The organism is Chryseobacterium sp. DZ-32, from assembly GCF_059587025.1.
This window is the reverse complement of the sequence record NZ_JCAIOM010000012.1, coordinates 92,980-115,339: the sequence shown is the minus strand read 5'-3', so window position 1 is coordinate 115,339 and position 22,360 is coordinate 92,980. Positions and strand designations below refer to the sequence as shown.

16 protein-coding genes and 1 tRNA gene are annotated in these 22,360 nt (G+C 37.2%); 13 read left to right on the top strand and 4 right to left on the bottom strand.

Translation table 11 applies throughout. From position 1 onward, the window contains the following. Position 1: 1 nt before the first annotated feature. From AC59HC_RS14825 to AC59HC_RS14790, 8 genes are all read left to right on the top strand, one after another. Positions 2-2,395 (top strand): 3-hydroxyacyl-CoA dehydrogenase/enoyl-CoA hydratase family protein, encoded by a 2,394-nt coding sequence (locus AC59HC_RS14825; protein WP_496558899.1) that lies wholly within the window; start codon positions 2-4, stop codon positions 2,393-2,395. 83 nt (positions 2,396-2,478) lie between these two features. Continuing rightward, positions 2,479-2,943, top strand: a complete 465-nt coding sequence (gene tnpA, locus AC59HC_RS14820; RefSeq protein WP_110008743.1) for an IS200/IS605 family transposase — start codon at positions 2,479-2,481, stop codon at positions 2,941-2,943. A 103-nt stretch (positions 2,944-3,046) separates the two neighbouring features. Then, positions 3,047-4,225 (top strand): thiolase family protein, encoded by a 1,179-nt coding sequence (locus AC59HC_RS14815; protein ID WP_114822156.1) that lies wholly within the window; start codon positions 3,047-3,049, stop codon positions 4,223-4,225. A 92-nt stretch (positions 4,226-4,317) separates the two neighbouring features. Continuing rightward, positions 4,318-4,647 carry a four helix bundle protein gene (locus tag AC59HC_RS14810; RefSeq protein WP_496558928.1) on the top strand — a complete coding sequence of 110 codons (330 nt, stop codon included), beginning with the start codon at positions 4,318-4,320 and terminating at the stop codon, positions 4,645-4,647. 113 nt (positions 4,648-4,760) lie between these two features. Next, positions 4,761-6,536 (top strand): acyl-CoA dehydrogenase FadE, encoded by a 1,776-nt coding sequence (locus AC59HC_RS14805; RefSeq protein ID WP_496558898.1) that lies wholly within the window; start codon positions 4,761-4,763, stop codon positions 6,534-6,536. Positions 6,537-6,684: 148 nt separating this feature from the next. Next, positions 6,685-6,999: a hypothetical protein gene (locus AC59HC_RS14800; protein WP_496558897.1), complete on the top strand. Its 315-nt coding sequence runs from the start codon at positions 6,685-6,687 to the stop codon at positions 6,997-6,999. Positions 7,000-7,025: 26 nt separating this feature from the next. Continuing rightward, positions 7,026-7,361 (top strand): YegP family protein, encoded by a 336-nt coding sequence (locus AC59HC_RS14795; RefSeq protein WP_062670100.1) that lies wholly within the window; start codon positions 7,026-7,028, stop codon positions 7,359-7,361. Between the two features lie 79 nt (positions 7,362-7,440). Beyond that, positions 7,441-7,887: a phosphohydrolase gene (locus AC59HC_RS14790; RefSeq protein WP_041461800.1), complete on the top strand. Its 447-nt coding sequence runs from the start codon at positions 7,441-7,443 to the stop codon at positions 7,885-7,887. On the opposite strand, the gene AC59HC_RS14785 is transcribed toward AC59HC_RS14790, so the two are convergent. Further along, positions 7,884-8,600 (bottom strand): DUF2490 domain-containing protein, encoded by a 717-nt coding sequence (locus tag AC59HC_RS14785; RefSeq protein ID WP_062670101.1) that lies wholly within the window; start codon positions 8,598-8,600, stop codon positions 7,884-7,886. The two genes, AC59HC_RS14790 and AC59HC_RS14785, sit on opposite strands and share 4 nt — an antisense overlap. 71 nt (positions 8,601-8,671) lie before the next feature. Further along, a complete protein-coding gene (locus tag AC59HC_RS14780; protein ID WP_496558896.1) occupies positions 8,672-10,483 on the bottom strand; it encodes a TonB-dependent receptor plug domain-containing protein in 1,812 nt (603 codons plus the stop codon). A 631-nt stretch (positions 10,484-11,114) separates the two neighbouring features. Between AC59HC_RS14780 and uvrA the strand changes: the two genes are divergently transcribed. Then, positions 11,115-13,907, top strand: coding sequence for an excinuclease ABC subunit UvrA (gene uvrA, locus AC59HC_RS14775; protein WP_496558895.1), 2,793 nt, complete (start codon positions 11,115-11,117; stop codon positions 13,905-13,907). Between the two features lie 88 nt (positions 13,908-13,995). Continuing rightward, positions 13,996-14,763 carry a methyltransferase domain-containing protein gene (locus AC59HC_RS14770; protein WP_343639946.1) on the top strand — a complete coding sequence of 256 codons (768 nt, stop codon included), beginning with the start codon at positions 13,996-13,998 and terminating at the stop codon, positions 14,761-14,763. Between the two features lie 153 nt (positions 14,764-14,916). Here AC59HC_RS14770 and AC59HC_RS14765 read toward each other — a convergent pair whose 3' ends face one another. Continuing rightward, positions 14,917-15,558, bottom strand: a complete 642-nt coding sequence (locus AC59HC_RS14765; RefSeq protein WP_496558894.1) for an NAD(P)-dependent oxidoreductase — start codon at positions 15,556-15,558, stop codon at positions 14,917-14,919. Positions 15,559-15,902: 344 nt separating this feature from the next. On the opposite strand from AC59HC_RS14765, the gene AC59HC_RS14760 reads away from it, so the two are divergent. The 3 genes from AC59HC_RS14760 to AC59HC_RS14750 all read left to right on the top strand — a co-directional run bounded on the left by AC59HC_RS14760 (position 15,903) and on the right by AC59HC_RS14750 (position 19,073). Further along, positions 15,903-17,012, top strand: a complete 1,110-nt coding sequence (locus AC59HC_RS14760; RefSeq protein WP_482400050.1) for an epoxide hydrolase family protein — start codon at positions 15,903-15,905, stop codon at positions 17,010-17,012. Between the two features lie 145 nt (positions 17,013-17,157). Further along, positions 17,158-18,588: a S41 family peptidase gene (locus AC59HC_RS14755; protein ID WP_343639951.1), complete on the top strand. Its 1,431-nt coding sequence runs from the start codon at positions 17,158-17,160 to the stop codon at positions 18,586-18,588. A 413-nt stretch (positions 18,589-19,001) separates the two neighbouring features. Further along, positions 19,002-19,073: transfer RNA gene (locus tag AC59HC_RS14750), tRNA-Arg, on the top strand. A 92-nt stretch (positions 19,074-19,165) separates the two neighbouring features. Here AC59HC_RS14750 and AC59HC_RS14745 read toward each other — a convergent pair. Next, a complete protein-coding gene (locus AC59HC_RS14745; RefSeq protein WP_238349679.1) occupies positions 19,166-22,129 on the bottom strand; it encodes a response regulator in 2,964 nt (987 codons plus the stop codon). Positions 22,130-22,360: the final 231 nt, after the last annotated feature.

Below are 22,360 nucleotides of genomic sequence, written 5' to 3'. Positions count from 1 at the left end.
TATGAAAAGAAGAATCAAACATGTAACGGTTCTTGGTTCAGGAATTATGGGAAGCGGAATCGCTGCTCACTTCGCCAACATAGGCGTTGAAGTATCACTTTTGGATATTGTTCCTTTTGAACTAACTGAAGCTGAACAGAAAAAAGGTTTGACCAAAGATGACAAAGCAGTAAGAAACAGAATTGCTTCCGAAAACTTTGAAAAACTTAAAAAAGCAAGTCCTGCACTTCTTTATTCACCCAAGTTTGCAGACAGAATTACAATCGGAAATTTCGATGATGATTTGCCGAAAATAAAAAATACCGACTGGATCATTGAAGTAGTCGTTGAAAGACTTGACATCAAGAAGTCTGTGTACGAAAAAATTGAACAGTTCAGAAAACCGGGAACATTAATTTCTTCCAATACATCCGGTATTCCTATTCATCTCCTTACAGAAGGGAGAAGCGAGGATTTCAAGAAGTACTTTGCCGGAACACACTTCTTCAACCCGGTAAGATATCTTCCCCTTTTAGAGATTATCCCAACTAACGATACAGCTCCTGAAATCATCGATTTCTATATGAATTACGGAGCAAAATTCTTAGGTAAAACGACTGTTTTAGCCAAAGATACACCAGCCTTCATCGCCAACAGAATCGGGGTGTTCTCCATGATGGATCTTCTTCACAATGTACAGAAATTAGGACTTACCGTTTCTGATGTTGATAAATTAACTGGTCCGGTAATCGGACGTCCAAAATCTGCTACATTCAGAACAGCTGACGTTGTAGGTCTTGATACTTTGGTAATGGTAGCCAACGGTGTCCGCCAGAGCGGTGCGGAAGCAAACGACTTCAATGATGTATTTGCCCTTCCAGGGTATATCCAGAAAATGATGGATAATAAATGGCTGGGTTCAAAAACGGAACAAGGATTCTATAAAAAAGTGAAAAACGCAGAAGGAAAATCTGAAATTCATGGATTAAACCTTGATACTTTAGAATATGAACTTCAAGGCAAATCGTCATTCCCGACATTAGAATTAACAAAATCTATTGATAAGCCAATCGACAGATTCAAAGTATTGATCGGCGGTAAAGATAAAGCGGGTGAATTGTACAGAAAATCTTTAGGGGCATTATTCGCTTATGTTTCTCACAAAGTTCCTGAAATCTCTGACGAAGTTTACAAAATTGACGACGCCATGAGAGCAGGTTTCGGATGGGAAAACGGTCCTTTTGAAATCTGGGATGCCGTAGGTGTTCGGAAAGGTATTGAACTGGCGAAAGATGCCGGATATGAAGTTTCTGACTGGGTGAAAAATGTAGAAACTTTCTATAAAGTTAATGACGAAGGTCAAAGCATTTACGTTGATAAAAATTCAGGAGAATATAACAAAATCCCTGGTCAGGATGCATTCATCATCTTAGATAATATCAGAAAAAATAAAACGCTTTGGAGCAATTCAGGGGCTGCTATTCAAGATTTGGGAGACGGAATTATCAACTTTGAGATCCGTTCAAAAATGAACTCTCTTGGAGGTGAAGTTCTTGACGGATTGAACAGAGCGATTGATTTGGCAGAAAAAGAGTACGACGGATTGGTTGTAGGAAACCAGGGAGCCAACTTCTCTGTAGGTGCCAACCTTGCGATGATCCTTATGATGGCTATTGAGCAGGATTGGGATGATCTGAATATGGCGATCGCTTACTTCCAGAAATCAATGATGAGAGTACGCTACTCCTCTATTCCGGTTGTAGTTGCTCCTCACGGAATGACTTTAGGTGGAGGATGTGAAATGACGATGCACGCAGACCGAGTGGTTGCAGCGGCAGAAACCTATATCGGACTTGTTGAAACCGGAGTTGGAGTAATTCCTGGTGGTGGTGGTACTAAAGAGCTTACTTTAAGAACTTCCAGAGAATTCCACAATGATGATGTTAAAAATAACAGACTTCGTGATGCTTTCATGAACATCGCCATGGGTAAAGTAGCTACTTCTGCTTATGAAGCTTATGACATGGGAATCCTTGAAAAAGGTAAAGACATTGTTTCAGTTAGCAAGAACAGACAGATTGCTGAAGCGAAAAAAGTAGCGAAACTATTAGCAGAACAAGGCTATACCCAGCCCATCGAACAGAAAGTAAAAGTTCTTGGTAAAGACGCATTAGGAATGTTCTACGTAGGAACTGACCAGATGTTAACCGGAAACTTTATTTCTGCACACGATAAGAAAATTGCTGATAAACTAGCCAACGTGATGGTAGGTGGAAATCTATCAGAGCCAACAGTTGTAACGGAACAGTATCTATTGAACCTTGAAAGGGAAACTTTCCTTCAGCTTTGTGGAGAAAGAAAAACTTTAGAGAGAATTCAGTATATGTTGCAAAATGGGAAACCTTTGAGAAACTAATAGAGAGCTCCGTAGGAGCGAACTGTTAATAGCATGAATAATTAAAAAAATCGGAAAGCCTCGTAGAGGCGACCTGTTAATGTATGGCAAACACCTACACTCAGATTTATATTCAAATTGTTTTCGCGGTAAAAGGAAGACAAAATCTGATTTCAAAAGAAAACAGAGAAGAATTACATCAGTTTATAACAGGTATTGTTTCCAATAGAAATCAAAAATTATTCGCAGTTTTTGCAATGCCTGACCATGTGCATATTCTTGTAAGTATGAATCCCACACTTTCGGTTTCAGATTTAGTAAGAGATATTAAAGCAGGTTCTTCAAAATTCATCAATGAAAAAGGATGGGTAGATGAAAAATTCAATTGGCAGGAAGGGTACGGAGCTTTTTCTTATTCTAAAAGCAGTGTTGATTCTGTTGTAAAATATATTTTAAATCAGGAAGAACATCATAAAAAGAAAACTTTTAGAGAAGAATACCTGGATTTTATGTCAAAATTTGAGATAGAATATGATCCAAAATATTTATTTGAATGGATTAATGATTAACAGGTCGCTCCTACGGAGCTCCGCAAAAGCAAAAACAAAATCTATGAACAGTTTACCTCTACGAGGCAAAAAATTCTTAAAACAATTTAATTAAACAAAAAAAATGAAAACAGCATACATAGTAAAAGGTTTCAGAACTGCCGTTGGAAAAGCTCCAAAAGGAAGTTTAAGATTTACAAGACCTGATGTCATGGCGGCTACTGTTATTGAAAAATTAATGGCTGAGCTACCACAATTAGATAAAAACAGAATTGACGACCTTATCGTAGGAAATGCAATGCCGGAAGCTGAACAGGGACTGAACGTTGCACGTCTGATCTCTTTGATGGGGTTAAATACCGATAAAGTTCCGGGAGTAACCGTGAACAGATACTGTGCATCAGGAAGTGAGGCAATTGCTATTGCTTCTGCGAAAATTCAGGCTGGTATGGCAGATTGTATCATCGCGGGTGGTACAGAATCGATGTCATATATTCCTATGGGAGGTTATAAGCCGGTTCCTGAAACGGATATCGCAAAAACAAATCCTGATTATTACTGGGGAATGGGTTACACAGCGGAAGAAGTTGCAAAACAATATAATATTACAAGAGAAGAACAGGATCAGTTTGCTTTTGAATCTCATATGAAAGCCTTAAAAGCCAATCAGGAAGGTAAATTTGCCAACCAGATTGTTCCGATTCCTGTAGAATATAATTTCCTGGACGAAAATCAGAAACTGCAGACTAAAAAGTTTGATTTCTCTGTAGATGAAGGGCCTAGAGCTGATACTTCTTTAGCTGGATTAGCAAAACTAAGACCTGTATTTGCCAACGGAGGAAGTGTTACTGCCGGAAACTCTTCTCAGATGAGTGACGGAGCCGCTTTCGTAATGGTAATGAGTGAGGAAATGGTAAAAGAATTAGGACTGGAGCCTGAGGCAAGATTAGTGGCTTATGCTGCAGCCGGATTAGAACCAAGAATCATGGGAATGGGGCCAATTTATGCTATTCCAAAAGCATTGAAACAAGCTGGTTTAGAATTAAAAGATATCGATTTGATCGAGCTTAACGAAGCATTCGCTTCTCAATCGGTTGCAATCAAAAAAGAATTAGGCTTAAATCCTGATATCTTAAACGTAAACGGAGGAGCAATCGCCCTTGGACACCCGCTTGGATGTACAGGAACAAAACTAACGGTACAACTTCTTGACGAAATGAGAAGAAGAGGCAACAAGTACGGAATGGTTTCTATGTGCGTGGGAACAGGTCAAGGAGCAGCTTCTATTTTTGAACTTCTTTAATAGACAAATAGAGAATAGACGGATAGATAATAGACTTAAAGACACCAAAAATGTATGAATGATTTAAGAGGCACAATTTTAAAAAGCTTAAAATCTGGCAAATGAGTATGAAATTATCAAGATTAACTTTAGATCTTACAGATACTTTTCCGACTTATGAAAAGTATGGTTTGAAAAATCAAATGGACAGATGTGCAATTTCAATTCCATCAAATATAGCTGAAGGTTCAAGCAGGACAAATAAGTCTTTTAGTCATTTTTTGGATATTTCTTTAGGTTCTTCATTTGAATTGCAAACACAAATATTGTTAGCAAATCATAGAAAATATTTATCTGATGAAAAAACTGAAATCTTTGAAATTAAGATTGAAGAATTTCAAAAAGCAACAATGGTATTTCAGAATACTTTAAACAGGGACTAAGAAAACAAAAGACTAGGAGATAATAGATCGAAAGAAAATAGACAGTATAAAAGCCTATCATCTATCCGTCTATTATCTGAATGTCTCAAAAAATTTAAAAAACAAAATAATATATGGCTACATTAAAAGGCGGGGAATTCCTGATCAAACAGATTCCTGCAAATGAAATTTTCAGTATTGAAGAACTGAATGAAGAACAAAAGATGCTTCGTGATTCTGCGAAGGAATTTATAGATAGAGAAGTAGTTCCTCAAAGAGAGCGTTTTGAGAAGAAAGATTACGCATTCACTGAAGAGACCATGCGTAAACTGGGAGAAATGGGAATGTTGGGAATCGCTGTTCCTGAAGAATACGGAGGTCTTGGAATGGGCTTTGTAACAACAATGCTTGCCTGCGATTATCTATCGGGAACAACAGGGTCATTGGCTACAGCTTATGGAGCCCATACGGGAATCGGTACGCTTCCTATCGTTCTTTACGGAACTGAAGAGCAGAAGAAAAAATACCTTCCGGATTTAGCAACGGGAACAAAATTCGGAGCTTACTGTTTGACAGAGCCTGATGCCGGTTCTGATGCCAATTCAGGGAAAACAAGAGCAAAACTTTCCGAAGACGGAAAACATTATATCATCAACGGCCAGAAAATGTGGATCTCCAATGCAGGATTTGCAGATACATTTACATTATTCGCTAAAATTGATGATGATAAAAATATCACAGGATTTGTGATCAACAGATCTGAACTTGAAAACCCTGAAAGCTTAACTTTCGGTGAGGAAGAGCATAAACTGGGTATCCGTGCTTCTTCTACCCGTCAGGTTTTCTTCAATGATATGAAGATTCCTGTGGAAAATCTTTTAGGAGAAAGAAACAATGGTTTCAAGATCGCTTTAAATGCATTAAACGTAGGCCGTATCAAATTGGCTGCCGCATGTCTTGATGCACAGAGAAGAATCTTAAACCACTCTATCCAGTACTCTAACGAAAGAAAACAGTTTGGTGTTTCAATCGCTACTTTCGGAGCGATCAGAAAGAAACTGGCAGAAATGGCAACCGGAGTTTTCGTAAGTGAAGCAGGTTCTTACAGAGCAGCTAAAAACGTTCAGGATAAAATTGACGAATTAGTAGCAGGTGGATTAAGCCATCAGGAAGCAGAACTGAAAGGTGTTGAAGAATTCGCGGTAGAATGCTCAATCCTTAAAGTATTCGTTTCTGATCTAGCACAACACACCGCAGACGAAGGAATCCAGGTATACGGAGGAATGGGATTCTCTGAAGACACTCCTATGGAAGCGGCTTGGAGGGATTCAAGAATTTCAAGAATCTATGAAGGTACTAACGAAATCAACAGACTGCTGGCTGTAGGAATGCTTATTAAGAGAGCCATGAAAGGTGAGCTGGATCTTTTATCTCCTGCAATGGCGATCAGCAAAGAATTGATGGGTATCCCTTCATTTGAAGTTCCTGATTATTCAGAATTCATGAGTGAAGAAAAAGCAATTATCGCCAATCTTAAGAAAGTATTCTTAATGGTTTCCGGAGCTGCTCTTCAGAAATACATGATGGATATTGAAAAACAGCAGCATTTATTACTGAATGCATCTGAAATCCTTAACCAGATCTATATGGCAGAATCCGCAGTATTAAGAGCAGAGAAACACTTCTCTCCTGAATCTGTAGAAGCAGCTATGGCTCAGTTAAACCTTTACAAAGCTGTGGAGAAAATCATTACTGCAGCTAAAGAAGGAATCGTTTCTTTCGCTGAAGGAGATGAGCAGAGAATGATGCTTTCAGGACTAAGAAGATTCACAAAATATACCAACCATCCAAATGTGGTAGCCCTTACTGAAAAAGTAGCCGCTCACTATATTGAGAAAGGAGCTTATTAGTCTTTAATAATATAAATTTGATTCAGCGTCCCAATTTTTGGGGCGCTTTTGTTTTCACCCTTATTTATGATGATGACCATTGGATTTATTGACAGCCCATAAGTATATTCAAAAAAAATTATTATTTTTATTCTAAATTAAATAACACATGAAGAAATTATTATTTCCCCTCGTCCTCATTTCGGCTATGGTTACGGCACAAAAAAAAGAAAATTTAGTTCCTGTTCCCAAGATGGATACCACAAAAATTGTTGCTAAAGGGAAATTCCCGGGATATTCTGCTGTGAAGCCCGTGCATTCTCAAAAAGAATTTTACAGGATACTGACCGCTAAGCCTAAAGATACGGCCCTTTATCTGGCCTTAAAAGAGCCTTCAAAGGATTATTCACAATATAAAATTTTAAATTCGATTACTCCAGATAAGCTTCAGGTCAATCGGAAAAAAATACTACCGTCCAAATAACATAACACAAACTAAAAACTATTACCATGGGAAAATTTATTATCTCTAAAAGAACAAACGGAGACTTTCAGTTCAACCTCAAAGCTGGAAACGGGCAGGTTATTTTAACCAGCCAGGGATACAGTACCAAACCTTCCTGTGAAAGCGGAATCGGATCCGTAAAACTCAATGCACAGGAAGATGCAAAATTTGAAAGAAATACAGCCAATGACGGCAGATGTTATTTTAATCTAAAAGCCGGAAACGGACAGATCATCGGAACCAGCCAGATGTATGAATCTGACAATGGTATGGAAAACGGAATAGAATCTGTAAAAAACAATGCTCCTCATGCTCATATAGAGGACGAAACAGACTTTTAAAATCATATAAAATATTCTTCATAAAATGTCTTATTTTTTTAAGGCATTTTTTATTTTTGTACTCTATTTTTCATTAGAAATGACAAAAGAAGAATTACTGAATAAAGCAATCAAAATCGCCGATAAGGCTCATAAAGGACAAACCGATAAATACCATGCTCCCTACATTGCCCACGTAATGCGGGTGATGAACTATGGTAAAACACTGGATGAAAAAATCGTTGGAGTACTTCACGATGTTGTAGAAGACCATCCACAGGAGTTTAGTCTGGACTATTTAAGGTCGGAAGGATTTCCTGAATATATTATTTTTGCCATCAGCTGCCTTACAAAGCTTGATCCGGAAGAAGACTATGATGAATTCATTAAAAGAACAGAACGATCTCTCCTTTCTGTAGCTGTAAAACTAAATGATCTTCGTGATAATATGGATCTCAGAAGAGTAAACAGAGAGCTTACCCCTAAGGATATCAAAAGATTCAATAAATATCTGAAAGCCTATCGCTATCTGATAGAGAAATATTAATCCGCACCCGGGAAATCGTAACTCTTCGTGTGATGATCTGTTCCATCGATATTAATATTTAACGCAAGGTAAACGAAATGTAAATTTTTGTTTCCTTTTGCTTCAAATTCACGCTGCCACAGATATCCGCTCACGATTCCGAAATAATCATCGATCTGATAGCCGAAACCGCCATAGACTCTGTTTCTGGCGAAAGTAGGCTTCATCGGAGAGACAAAGAAAACCTCGTCATAAGCATTAGCGAAAACAGTTCCTTTCTTAATGGTTTTAGCGTTCAAAGGAACACTAACGTTCAGACGGTATCTGTAACGCATTCTCTGGGAAGTCTGATCTGTTTTTGGCTCGTAAAACCAGCTCTTTTCAGCACGGAAACGGTTTTCAAACTTTACGATACCTTTCTTGATATCAATAACGTCCTGAAGCCATACCCTGAACTCCTCTCTGCTCAGACTATGTTCTTTATAGTTAACATATCTTCCCAGCCCTACAAAAGGCTTGTGGTTTTTGGTAAGATTATACCCTAGCCCCCCTTTTATTTCATAATAATCAGGGTAGGTATAATCTTCGTTACCACGCATCTGCCCTTCAGCATAAAGGAAAAATTTCGGATGAAACTTATAGGTCAGAGTCACTGCATTGAAGCTGGAAATGTGTTCCTGCGCTTTAAAAAAAGATATTCCAAGTAATAAACCTAAGCCTATAAGACGTTTCATAAAAAATTTTTGCAAATGTATATTTTTTAACAATTTGTTAATATTAACTTTCATTAATATTAAATTAACACCTACTTAATATTAATTGTATAAGAAAACCCAATGTGGAACCACCTTTGCGGCATTCCCACCCCAAATGCTTCAGTATATTTTGTGTTGGTCAAATTGTTAATCAACACATACACTGAATAATCTTTCTTAGCAAAACTCAGCTTCTCATCTACAAGATTATAGGTTCCCAGATTGACTCTTTCATTGTAACGGTAAACAAGCTCGTTGGTAAAGTTTTTCAGGAATTTCACCTCTAACTTGGACACAAACTGATGCTTCAGATTGTCCAGAATATATCTTGAAACCACACCAGCTTTTTCTTCATATTTACTGTCAATATAAGTATATCCTACTGTATATTTTAACCAGTCTGTCGGTCTGTGGCTCCACTCGGCTTCGACTCCTTTTGTTTTGATATCTCCTACATTCTGGGCATACCATACTTTATCACTAAGGTCTTTTTTTACCCAGTCAATAGAGTTGCTGGAATTCCTAAGAAATCCACTTATTTTTGCTAAAATTCTGTTATTTTGATATTGATAACCTATCTCTGATGACAAAGCATTTTCAGGCTGTAAATCCGGATTTCCCTGTTCTGTTTTACTCACATAATAAAGTTCGGTAAAAGTGGGTACACGGTGTACTTTTGCGATATTTCCGTAGATTTTAGAATTAGTATTAAAGTTATAGCCTACGTCAAGCCCCGGATAAAAGAAATTTCCTTCTTTAGAATAATTAGCCCATGAAATTCCCGGACTGATGTTCAGTTTTTTATCCAGTAATGAAAAATGATGTTCAAAGAAAACCTGAGATACAAAACGGTTTCGGTCACCCAAATTACTGCTTATTAAAAATTCTTTTCTCAGTTCAACACCAATTCCGGTTATTCCCAACCCCCACTGATAGCTGGAATTTACCTCTCCACCTGCATTATTTCCAATGTGCATATTTCGGTAAAAATCCGGATTCCATCTGTCATAAAGGTACATATCCTGTCCTCTTCTCCAGTATACATTAGAATTAAGTTTCAGCTTTCCAAAAGTCTGCTGATGAGCTACACTTACGATAGAAGCCTGCGTTTCCTCATACTGCTTCGTTGCAGCACTGGAAGCATAAAAGCCATTGGCTCCGAATTTCTTTTCCGAAAAGCCGGCCTGAACTCTCACATCTCCGTTTTTGATATTCAGTTTTCCCTGATAAAATACATTCCTGATCTCATAATCAGTATTGAACATGTACCCTTCTGATGAAGCAGAATTAGCCTGAAGGGAGTTTGTGAACTTCTCATTTCCGATCTGAGCATTAAATCCCAGACCATAACTTCCATAATCTCCTCCCTCAGCGCTTATCTTCACTTTTTTCCCCGGAAAAGTTTTGGTGATGATATTGATAACACCGGCATAAGCATTCTGTCCGAAACGTCTTGCAGCCGGGCCTTTTATGATTTCTATCTTTTCTACTTCATCCAGATCTACCGGAATATTCATATTATTATGTCCGGTCTGGGAGTCATTCATCCTGATTCCGTTCAACAACAGAAGAACCTGCTCAAAAGAACTACCACGGAAACCGATATCACTCTGCACTCCATTGGCTCCTCTCCTTCTGATATCCATTCCCGGCACCTGCTGAAGAATTTCGTCAATACTTTTAGCCGGAGAATTTACAATATCTTCTCTGGTGATAACGCTGATGTTCTGGTTAGCGCTTTTATAAGGTGTAGAGATAAATTTACCCTGAAATTCAATGCTTTCAATATCTGTAGTCTTTTCCTGTGCATTTACCCAAAGTAAAGATCCCAGAAAAAAAGCACTTCCTATCTTTTTGATCATAATCGTTTCCGTAGTTTTTTAAGAGAGTCCAAAAGTAAGGGAGTTCACCAAGACAGGCAAATGATAGTTGTCATAAAAAAGATGCAGCTTCACGCTGCATCTTTCTGAGGGAGTAATTTCTATCTTTTTCTCATTAAATGTGTAACCAGATCTCTGAATAATTTTCTCATTTCTCTATTACATATTTATGAATGCAATTTTAAATAATTTTACAATATAAAACAATAGTTCAATAAAAAAACACAATATATTTTAAAAAATTATATAAAACACTGTAAAATAAACAGCAAAATAAAATTAAGTCCACAAAACATACATCTTTTCAGGTGGTTTTGAAAGCAAAATATGGGTTTAACCTGTTCAATGTAACAATCATTATAACAATTTTTAACAATAAGATAAGCGTAAATTTTTCGCTAAAATTTCGTAATTTTGTGGGTCTTAATTTTACGATGAAAGTATTCTATTTCAACAGTAATTTTGCCAGCGTTTATAAAAATTGCAGCAACAGATTTCGGAGGAATCAGGATATATGTAAAAGTTCAATTGATACCGGCCACAGAATATTTGTAGCCAAACACCATTACTGCCAGCCTTAATGCTGTGCAGTCTTTATATGAATAAACAAAATATGGCTAACACAACAGAAATAGATATAAAAAAACAGATTTTCGTTAAGAATGCACATCTTAACAATCTGAAGCATATAGACGTCCTTATTCCAAAGAACAAACTGATTGTTATTACAGGAGTTTCGGGAAGCGGTAAGTCATCTTTGGCTTTTGATACGATCTACGCAGAAGGACAGAGAAGATATGTTGAAAGTTTAAGTTCTTATGCCCGTCAGTTTTTGGGAAAGCTTGAAAAACCAAAAGTAGATGATATCAAAGGACTCGCCCCTTCTATTGCCATCCAGCAGAAAGTAATTTCTTCCAACCCTCGTTCTACGGTGGGAACTTCTACAGAGATCTACGATTATATGAAGCTTTTATTTGCGAGGATCGGGAAAACCTTTTCACCGGTTTCGGGAGAAGAAGTGAAGAAAGATTCGGTTTCTGATGTAGTCGACTTCATCAAGGCTTCAAAAAAAGGTACATCCTTTCTATTAACTGCTCCTTTGGAATATGATGCAGACAATTTTAAAGAAACCCTGAATGTTTTAAAACTGGCAGGTTTCACAAGACTTGAAATTAATGGAAATGTAGCCGGGATTGAAGATCTGGAAAGTTTTGGTTTTGCCCCGGAAAAAGGAATGACGATCAACCTTGTCATCGACCGTTTTTCTTACGAAGAAGACGAAAGCTTTTTACAAAGACTTGCAGATTCTATTCAAATGGCATTCTATGAAGGACGCGGATATTGTTCATTAAAGAATACAAACACTGAGAAGGTAAAAGAATTTTCCAATAAATTTGAGCTGGACGGAATGGAGTTTCTTGAGCCCAACGTTCATTTTTTCAGCTTTAATAACCCCTACGGAGCATGTCCGGCATGTGAAGGATACGGAAAAGTGATCGGAATTGACGAAGATCTTGTAGTTCCAAATAAAACATTATCCATCTACGAAGATGCCGTTGTCTGCTGGCGGGGAGAAACCATGAGCGAATGGAAAAAGGATTTCATCAAAAAAACAGGTGACTTCCCTATCCACAAACCTTATCATCAATTAACAAAAGAACAGAAAAACTTCCTTTGGAAAGGTGACGGAAGGAGTAATTTCCCGTGCATCAACAATTTCTTCAAGATGCTTGAAGAAAACCTTTATAAAATCCAGTACAGGGTAATGCTTTCCCGTTACAGAGGAAAAACCCTTTGCCCGACATGTGAAGGATTGAGACTTCGTGAAGAAACAAGCTGGGTAAAAGTAGACGGACACAATATCCAGTCGATGATTGAACTTCCTTTGGATGAACTTGCTCCGGTGATCAACGGATTAAAACTTTCAGATCATGACAAGGAAGTCGCTAAGAGACTGATTTACGAAATCACTACCCGTCTGGAATTTTTATTAAAAGTAGGATTAGGATATTTAACATTAAACAGAACATCGAATACCCTTTCAGGAGGAGAAAGTCAGAGAATCAACCTGGCAACAAGCTTAGGAAGTTCTTTGGTAGGTTCTATTTACATTCTGGATGAGCCTTCTATCGGGCTGCATTCCAAAGATACGGAAAACCTGATCGAAGTATTGAAAAATCTTCGCGACCTTGGAAATACCGTGATTGTGGTAGAACATGACGAGGATGTAATGAGAGCAGCGGACTATATTATTGATATTGGTCCGGAAGCAGGTTATCTTGGTGGGGAACTGGTATTTGCCGGAGATTATAAGGATCTGAAAAAAGCGAATACACTTACTTCAGAATACCTTACCGGAAGACTTGAAATAGAAGTTCCGAAGAAAAGAAGAAAAGCAAAAGAATGGATTCACATTAAAGGAGCCCGTCAGAATAACCTTAAAAATATAGATGTAGACGTTCCTTTGGAAAGTCTGGTAGTCATTTCCGGAGTTTCAGGAAGTGGAAAGTCTACTTTGATGAAAGAGATCCTTACCAATGACATCCAGATCCAGTTGGGAATGGGCGGTAAAAAAGGAGATTATGATACTGTCGAATTTCCAAAAAAACTGATCAAAAACATTGAACTGATTGATCAGAACCCTATTGGAAAATCATCCCGTTCAAATCCTGTAACCTATCTAAAGGCTTACGACGATATCCGTGATCTTTTTGCCAAGCAGAAAGTAGCCAAAATGATGGGTTATAAGCCTAAACACTTCTCTTTCAACGTAGATGGCGGAAGATGTGATGAATGCAAAGGAGAAGGAGTGATCAATGTTTCCATGCAGTTTATGGCGGATATCGAGCTTGAATGTGAGGTTTGTAAAGGAACACGTTTCAAAAATGAGATCCTTGAAGTAAGATTTGATGAGAAAAACATCTCTGATATCCTTCATATGACCGTAGATGAAGCATTGGAATTCTTTAAAGATAATAATGAAGAAAAGATCGTAACGAAGCTGAGACCTTTGCAGGAAGTAGGTTTAGGTTATTTACAGCTGGGACAAAGCTCCTCTACCCTTTCCGGCGGTGAGGCACAGCGTGTGAAGCTGGCTTCTTTCCTTGTAAAAGGGGTAACAACGGATAAAACGCTATTTATCTTTGATGAGCCTTCCACAGGGCTTCACTTCCATGATATTCAAAAATTATTGAAATCATTACAGGCGTTGATTGATCTCGGACATTCGGTGATTGTTATTGAGCATCAGCCTGATATTATCAAATGTGCCGATTATATTATCGATATCGGTCCGGAAGCAGGAAAACACGGCGGAGAAGTTGTATTTGCAGGAACACCGGAAGATCTGACTAAAAATAAAAAGTCTTATACGGCAAAATATATCAAAGAAAAACTGGAACAATAAATACAACCGGCTGTTTTTAAACAGCCGGTTTTTTATTGAGATTACTTATCTTTATTCAACTTATCAAACCATTACAAAATTATTATTTATGCCCTGGAATCCCGAATTATATGATCAGTACAAAGATGTACGTTATAAGCCATTTTATGATTTAGCAGCGTTAATCAAGCCTGAAAACAATATAAAAGCTATTGACTTAGGCTGTGGAACCGGAGAACAGACCTCTATTCTTACGGAAAAACTGACAGGCTCTACATTCTTAGGAATTGATTCATCAGCAGAAATGCTTGAAAAATCGAGGAAATATGAAAACGATCATTTACACTTTAAGCTTCAGAGCATTGAAGAAACATCCCAGTCTGACGAGAAATGGGATCTTGTCTTCAGTAATGCCGCTTTACAGTGGGCTGATGATCACGAAACTTTATTTCCCAAAATCATTGGATTACTTTCAGAGAATGGACAGTTAGCAATACAAATGCCGGTTCAGAAAGAAAATATCCTCAATCAGATTTTAACAGAAATGGCAGGTGAAGAACCCTACGCATCCCAACTAAATCATTTCAACCGTGATTCTCCGGTTCTTTCAATGGATGACTACGCACAGATATTATTTGATAACGGAATTCAGGATATTGAAATATTTCAGAAGGTATACCCTATTATTGCGGATGATCACGAGGCTTTATACACCTTTATTTCAGGAACAGCATTGTTACCTTATTTAGAACGCATGGAAGGAGAACAGAAAGAACAATTCATCTCCGAATTTAAATCGCGTATCGCCAAAAGGTTTACAAAATATCCGGCTATCTATGCATTCAAGCGCATCCTGATGTATGGCCGTAAGAAATAGAAAACCTTAACGCCCAATAAAAAACTGCCACAATTGTCATTCTTACGAAGGAAGAATCTCATTAATAACCAATGATATGAAATTCTTCATTACACTTCGTTTCATTCAGAATGACAAAATTGCGACAGCTGCTTCTGTTTATTAATAAAATAGTTACTCTTTCAGATTATACAAAAACGGACTTTTCCTGATATACTCAGAATTTTCAATCTGAGAAACCAGAAAATCCGCCAGATCTGTAGCACTGATGCTTTCTCCTTTACAGTCTGTAGGATTTGTCTCCGTTGGCAAGCTTTCCTCTGTAAGATGAATGAGTGGTAATCTTACCAATGTCCAGTCCAGATGGCTTTCCAGAAGAAGTTCATATTCTTTCTGCTTATCAGCGGTTGTCTCAGGATAGTTCTGATACATCCAGCCTGTAGCCATTTTTACCTTTTCATTTTTATGATCGGACGGTGTATTTACACTCAAGCCTGTAGTTACAATATAACGACCGATTCCATGATGACTCATTGCAGAAATGATATTTTTTGTAGCATCACTAAAAATAGACTTCTCTCCTTTTGGCTGCCCTAAAGTACTCATGACAAGATCAGTTCCTAGAATCAATTTATCGATCGCTGTTGTATCCCTTGCATCTCCTTTTACCACTTCAATTAATGGATTTTGAAGGGTGAAATTCTTGGGATGCCTTAATAAAAGTTTAAGATGATATCCTTTCTCAAGAAGGTTTTGTACCAGATATTGTCCGGATTTTCCGGTTCCGCCGATGACGGCAATTTTATGGATTTTCATAATGATTTTTTTTAATATTAAATATCAATAATCAGCAGCTGATTCACCGCTAATGACCATTAGTATTATAAAAGATGAATTGTCTTTTCTTTAGATAAGAATAATAGCTATATAGGGTTCAGAAAATTGAACCTAAGATGTTCAGGCTTAAAAGTAACACCTGACTCATAGTAATATGTATTACGAGATTTTAATCAATTAAATTTACATTTTTTCCCTCAAAAAAAATCAAAAATTTATGATTTTGACAACATGTATTAAAAGAGAAAGTTTTTAACTTTGATAATTATCTTACTGTCAGTATTTTCCTTAAAACAAACTTACACCCAATAAAATATCATAATATGGAACCATTTACAGTAAACATACCCGAATCGGTTATAACCGATCTTAAAAACCGGCTGCAAAATGTCCGCTGGCCGGGAGAACCGGAAGGTTCCGGCTGGAACTACGGCACCAGTGAAACATACCTGAAAGAACTTACCCGCTATTGGATCAATGATTACGACTGGAAGATGCACGAACAGCAATTGAATCAGCATCCACAGTATGTCACCCGGATTGACGGAATTTTGATTCATTTTCAATACATCAGAGGAAAAGGGTCAAATCCTAAACCGCTGATTCTTACGCATGGCTGGCCAGACAGCTATTACCGCTTTCATAAAATTATTCCACTGCTTACGGAAGGTGAACAGAGTTTTGATCTGGTTATTCCTTCCATTCCGGGATTTGGCTTTTCTGATAAAACAGCGGTCAGCAGTGAAAAGGTGGCAGATCTGTGGAAACAACTGATGACTGAAGTCCTAGGTTATGAAAAATTCTGTGCTGCCGGAGGAGATATCGGAATGGGAGTCGTAAAGGCATTGACTTCAAAATATCCTGAAGCCCTGGAAGCTGTTCACCTTACAGATGTTGGCTACCCCACCGGCCAGGAAGACCCTGCTACAATGAGTGAAGAGGAACAGAAATTCGCACAGTTTGTTCAGCAATGGTGGTACAGTGAAGGAGCTTACGCCATGGTACAGTCTACCAAACCTCAATCTTTGGCTTATGGTCTTAATGACTCTCCTGTCGGACTGGCAGGCTGGATCATAAGTTTTATCAATGCAGGCGCACCACCTGAAATGATTGAAACAGCATTTGGCGGAAAAGATGAGTTGCTTACCAATATTATGATTTATTGGGTAACCCAAACCATTGGTTCTTCTGCCAGAATGTATAAGGAAGATGCAGCCGCTTTATGGAGCGGAACACATGTGCATCAAAAGAGCAATATTCCGGCCGGAGTGCTTGTATTTCCCCGTGAAGCTCAGTTTCCGAAAGAATGGGCAGAACGTTTCGTGAATGTCACCAGCTTTAAAAAGATGAATGAAGGTGGCCATTTTGCCGCCCTGGAATTACCTCATTTATTTGCAGATGAACTGAGATCATTTTTTTATTCTGCCACATAAACAATTCATGAGCTACAATCGGTCCTGCCTTTTTGCAGCTCCTTTTTGATGGTAAAATGTTAATCCTTCTAAACCATTACTAAAATATTGTTAATAGAGTATAAAGTTGTTGGCAAGTTTTTTATTTTAGCCAAAATTAATAACTATGAAAAAATTGTCCTTCACGATTATAGCAGCATTTCTATTCTGCTCAGTGCAAGCTCAGATACAAAATGCCGGTTTTGAGAACATGACCGATGGATTACCCAATCACTGGAATATAAAAAAAGCAGATTCGTACGAAGGAAAAGTAGATTATACCCAATATTTTGGAGGAAAAGCCTCTATGCAGCTTATAGGAAAGGCTGATCATTCCAAAGACTTTCAATCTTTTTCTCAAAAAATACCTCTTGATATTCAGCAATTGCAAAAAATAGAAATCAGTGCCTATGTAAAATCTGAGAACACCAATGGGAAAATCAATCTATGGACACAGGTGAAGGATGAGAAGGGGCAGATGATAGACTTTGGAAACTCAGAGTCACAACAAAAGTCCATTGCATTGAATAAAGACTGGACAAAATATTCTTTAATTTTCACTGTTGATAAAAATGTAAAAAGCCTTCTTCTTGGAGGCGTATTCTCAGGAAACGGAACGGTTTGGTTTGACCACTTTGAACTGAACAGAATTGCATTTTCAAATGAAGAACCTTCGAAAAAATCTGCAAAATATATTCAGGAGTTTAAAGATATTGTGAAAAAGAATTCAATCTTTTCAGACCAACTGGACTGGAAAAATATTGAAACCAACCTTCAATATCTTTCAAAAGGCATGAAAACCATTGATGATACAGACCCTGCATTGAGCTATATTATACAAAATCTAAGACAGGTTGGTGATAACCATTCATTTATTTCCGGCAAAGAACGTTCAGAAAAACAAAAGAAAAGCAACACCAATGAGGCAAAGCCCGATTCCAGACTAATTGATCAGAGTATTGGCTATATTTCTGTTCCCGGCTTTGGTTCCGTCAACACAGAAGTTGGAAATGATTTTGCCCTGCAGATTCACAATATGATTAAAAAACTGGACTCTGAAAATACGATTAAAGGCTGGATTGTAGATCTGAGAGGCAATACAGGAGGAAATATGTATCCTATGATCGGAGGTCTCGGAAGTCTGATTGGAGAAGGAACTTTGGGATATTTTGTATATAAGGATAAAAAAACTCCATGGATTTATAAAGACAGGAAGTTTGGTTCCAATAAAATTACAGAACCTTATAATCTTAAAAGCGGACAATCTAAAATTGCAGTTCTGATAGGTCCAAACACCGCCAGTTCAGGAGAAGCTACAACAATTGCATTTATTGGAAAAAGCAATGTAAAACTCTTTGGAAAACCATCTGCGGGCTATACTTCGGCCAATAGTATTTATCCGTTAAGCGATGGTAAAAGCTTTGCTCTGGCTTCTTCTTATGAAATGGACCGAAACGGGAAAGTCTACTACGGGAAAATTGATCCGGACGTTCCGGTAGAATCCAAAGAAGGTCACGATATGGATCTGGAGACTGCTAAAGCCTGGATTTTAAATTAGTTTCAGACTTATCCACAAAAAAATGTGGATAACTTGTGAATTTTAACATTTAATTCATTTTTCGTATTAAAATAATTACTACATTTACTATGTAATAAACATCGAAGTGGAAACTTTATTTGCTTTTCTTACTACTCTTGAAATTGCAATTAAATTTGAAATAAAAATTTAAGCACAGCATTGTCGGCTGTGCTTTTTATTGTTGTCTAATTAAAAAAATGAGATGTATTTATCTACTGGATCTGCCTCTAAAGGGCAGATTCTTTTATCCTACATCCTTTTATAGAAGTATTTTCGCATATTTGCTATAAAATGTACAAAACGGTACAAACATCTTTGCCCCAGTCTCCATTCTCTGCATTAATTGTTGATTATTAAAATTAAATAATTTGTATTTTTATGAATCAAACCAAGGCCTCATAGTTCAATGGATAGAATAGAAGTTTCCTAAACTTTAGATCCAGGTTCGATTCCTGGTGAGGCCACAAATTTGCCAAATGGCACTAGCTAAATAAGATATATTATTTTATTTTCTTTCTATTTTAAGAAGAAATCAAGTCCTGTTTTTTCATAATTTCTAAACGATAATATATTTTTTGAGTACTTCAAGAAGGTCCGCCTGCTTTACAGGTTTGGGAAGGAAATCATTCATTCCGGCTTCAAGGCACTTTTCTTTTTCACCCAGCACATTTCCAGCTGTAACACCTATGATAGGTATATGTTCATACCCCGGAAGCATTCTAATATTTCGTGTTGCCTCAATACCGCTCATTACCGGCATCTGTACATCCATCATAATAATGGAAAACTGTTTTTTCCTACATTCTTCCAAAGCCTGCAACCCATTAACGGCTTCCGTTAGATGTATACCAGGTGCAAGAGATCTCATTATTCTATTATTCAGGACCATATTCACTACGTTATCATCAACCAAAAGCACTTCTAATTCCGAATCAAATACATGCGAAGTTTTCTCAGGCTGATCCTTATTAATTTTCACTGTATAACTTTGGTCTACCTTTTTTAAGGTTTTGTATAGATCATGAGATTTGATGGGTTTCAATAATAAATGTGCATTTTCTATTTTTCTAACTGAGCTAAGTATGCCCAGTTCTTCAGAAGAAGAAGAAAGTACTATAAATGGAGAAGTCTCATTTCGCTGATTGAACAGTCCTGTTATTTTATCTATTGTTTCCAATCCGGACATAACAGGCATATGATAATCCATCAGGATCACATCGAACCGCTCACCTTTCAACAGGATCTCTAAGGCTTCCATCCCATTAGAAGCCAAGGTAGACTTGATATTTTTATAGGTAAGCATATGCTCAAGAATGATCCTGTTGGTTTCATTATCATCAACCACTAAGGCTGTTTTAATAGTTATCTCCTCCTCGTCTCTCAATGGAGGGATCTCGTAAGGAATCTCAATGTCAAAGAAAAATACAGACCCTTTTTCCTTTACGCTGCTCAGCGACAAATGGCTTCCCATATATCCCAGGATATTGTTTGAAATCGTAAGTCCCAGACCCGTGCCACCATATTGTTTACTAATGGAACTGTTTTCCTGTGTAAAGGCATTAAAAATGTATTTTTGTTTCTCAATAGGGATGCCAATCCCAGTATCTCTTACTGAGAAGCGCAAAGCAATAGTACGATCATCCATGCGCAATTTCTCAACTTTCAGCTCAATCTCTCCCTTTTCTGTGAACTTCACAGCATTCCCGAGAAGGTTGATCAGGATCTGTTTTAACCTTGCTTCATCCATAAAAAGTATTTTGGGAAGACCCGGCTCAATATTGAGCAGAAGTTCAATATCTTTTTTCTGGGATTGATAAATAATCACATTGATCACCTGGCTCAACATATCATAAACATCACATTTTTCAATCAAGAGCTCCATTTTTCCGGATTCTATTTTAGAAAAATCCAATATATCATTGATGATGCTAAGAAGATTTTCCCCAGACTCATTGATGTAATTCAGATATTGCATCTGGGTTTCATTCAGCGGTGTCGTGAGGAGAAGGTCTGAAAAACCTATAACTCCGTTTAAAGGAGTCCTGATCTCATGACTCATATTGGCAAGAAATTCGGATTTTGCTTGGCTGGCTGTATCTGCTGTTTCTTTGGCATTTTTCAGTTCTTCATTGATCTTAACAGCATTGGTAATATTCTGTATGGAAATAATGACACCGCCTACTTCATTTTTTGTAAGATACCAAGGTCCCACTTTAAGGTCGTAATGCTGAATTTCTTCTTTTCCTTCCACCTTTAACGTAAAATCACCGTTGATGTACGTTTTTCCCAACAGCGCATTCTTATAGATCTCTTTTCCTTCTTCGGGAATATTAGGTGATATTGTGAAAAGATTATTACCGATAAGATCTATATCATTCATATTAAATTCCTCTCTCCATCTGCTGCTTACAGCAATATAGTTAAGGTCTTTATCAAACATAGCCAAAGGAACAGGAACATCAGTGGCAAAAGACTGCATTATAGCCTCCTTTCGGGTAACTTCAAGAAACATTTTTTTGAAGGCATCAATGTCCTGAATGATTCCGAAAACTCTTTTACAACTATCACCTTCAAATTCGGGAATGCCTTTTACTCTTACCCAGATCGTAGCGCCATCATTACGCAATAGCTGAAGCTCCTCATCAAAAGGAATTCCTTGTTGTATTGCCCTGTTAAAAAGATATTTTATTCTATCCCCGCTTTTTCCTTTGTAAAATCCAAGGGCATTTTCAAAAGTAGGCTGGAAATTATTTTCTATTTTGTGAATTTCTCTTGTACTTTGAGACCAGAAAAGCTTTCCCGTCTTCATATTAGCTTCCCAGCCTCCCACCTGGGCTACTGAACCTGTTTCCTCAAGCATTTCTTTAGTATAAGACAGGTCGTTTTCTAACTTACTACGACGAATAAGGTCAGATTTTAGTTGTATATAAACAAAAAGGGTTACACCGATAGCTGCAACAGCAGAAAAGATGATGAATAAAACAGTCCGATTGGAAGATTTGTTCAGATCTTCATTTTTTATGGCAAGTTGAACTTCCTCAAGTTTTACAAATTTCTGAACGAGCATGCGGCATCTATCCATAGCCTCCTTGTTTTGTACAAGTTCTGCCGGACTCATTACAATTCCTTTTTTACGATTCTCAATAAGCAAGGCATATTCTTTCATCAACACCTCTGAAGTATACAGCAGTTCATTTAGGATATTAATCTGATCTTTATCTCTAAGATTAAGCCTATCTTTGTGAGAGACAAACTGCGGATATTCATTCTTGCTTTTATTGAAAGGTTCAAGAAAATTCTCCTTCCCGGTAAGCTGATATCCCCGATTTCCAGTTTCAGCATTTAAAAGAGTACTTAAGATATCTTTTGCTAAGCTTATAGATTCCTTATTTTTTAATAACTCTTTCCTATTCTCCATCTGCTTATGTATGCTGATATAAGATGCTATGGAACTAGCAATCAGAAGCATCAAAGAAATTACTACTCCAATTTGAAGATTTCTAATAATTTTTTTTGGCATTTAATCGTATTTTGGCAATAAAATACTAAAAATAGGTCATTTTGTAATATTAACAAATTAATTTAAAAATTTGTCAGCAGATATTGGAAAATGAGTACAATTAAAGTGTTAAAGATGGGTTTATCAATTTTATAAAAGTTTACTTTGTATATCATCTTTCTCCATTGGTGTTTATTTTAAAAAACATGATTACAAGAGATATTCGATTAAAAAATAAAATTTTTATACTTG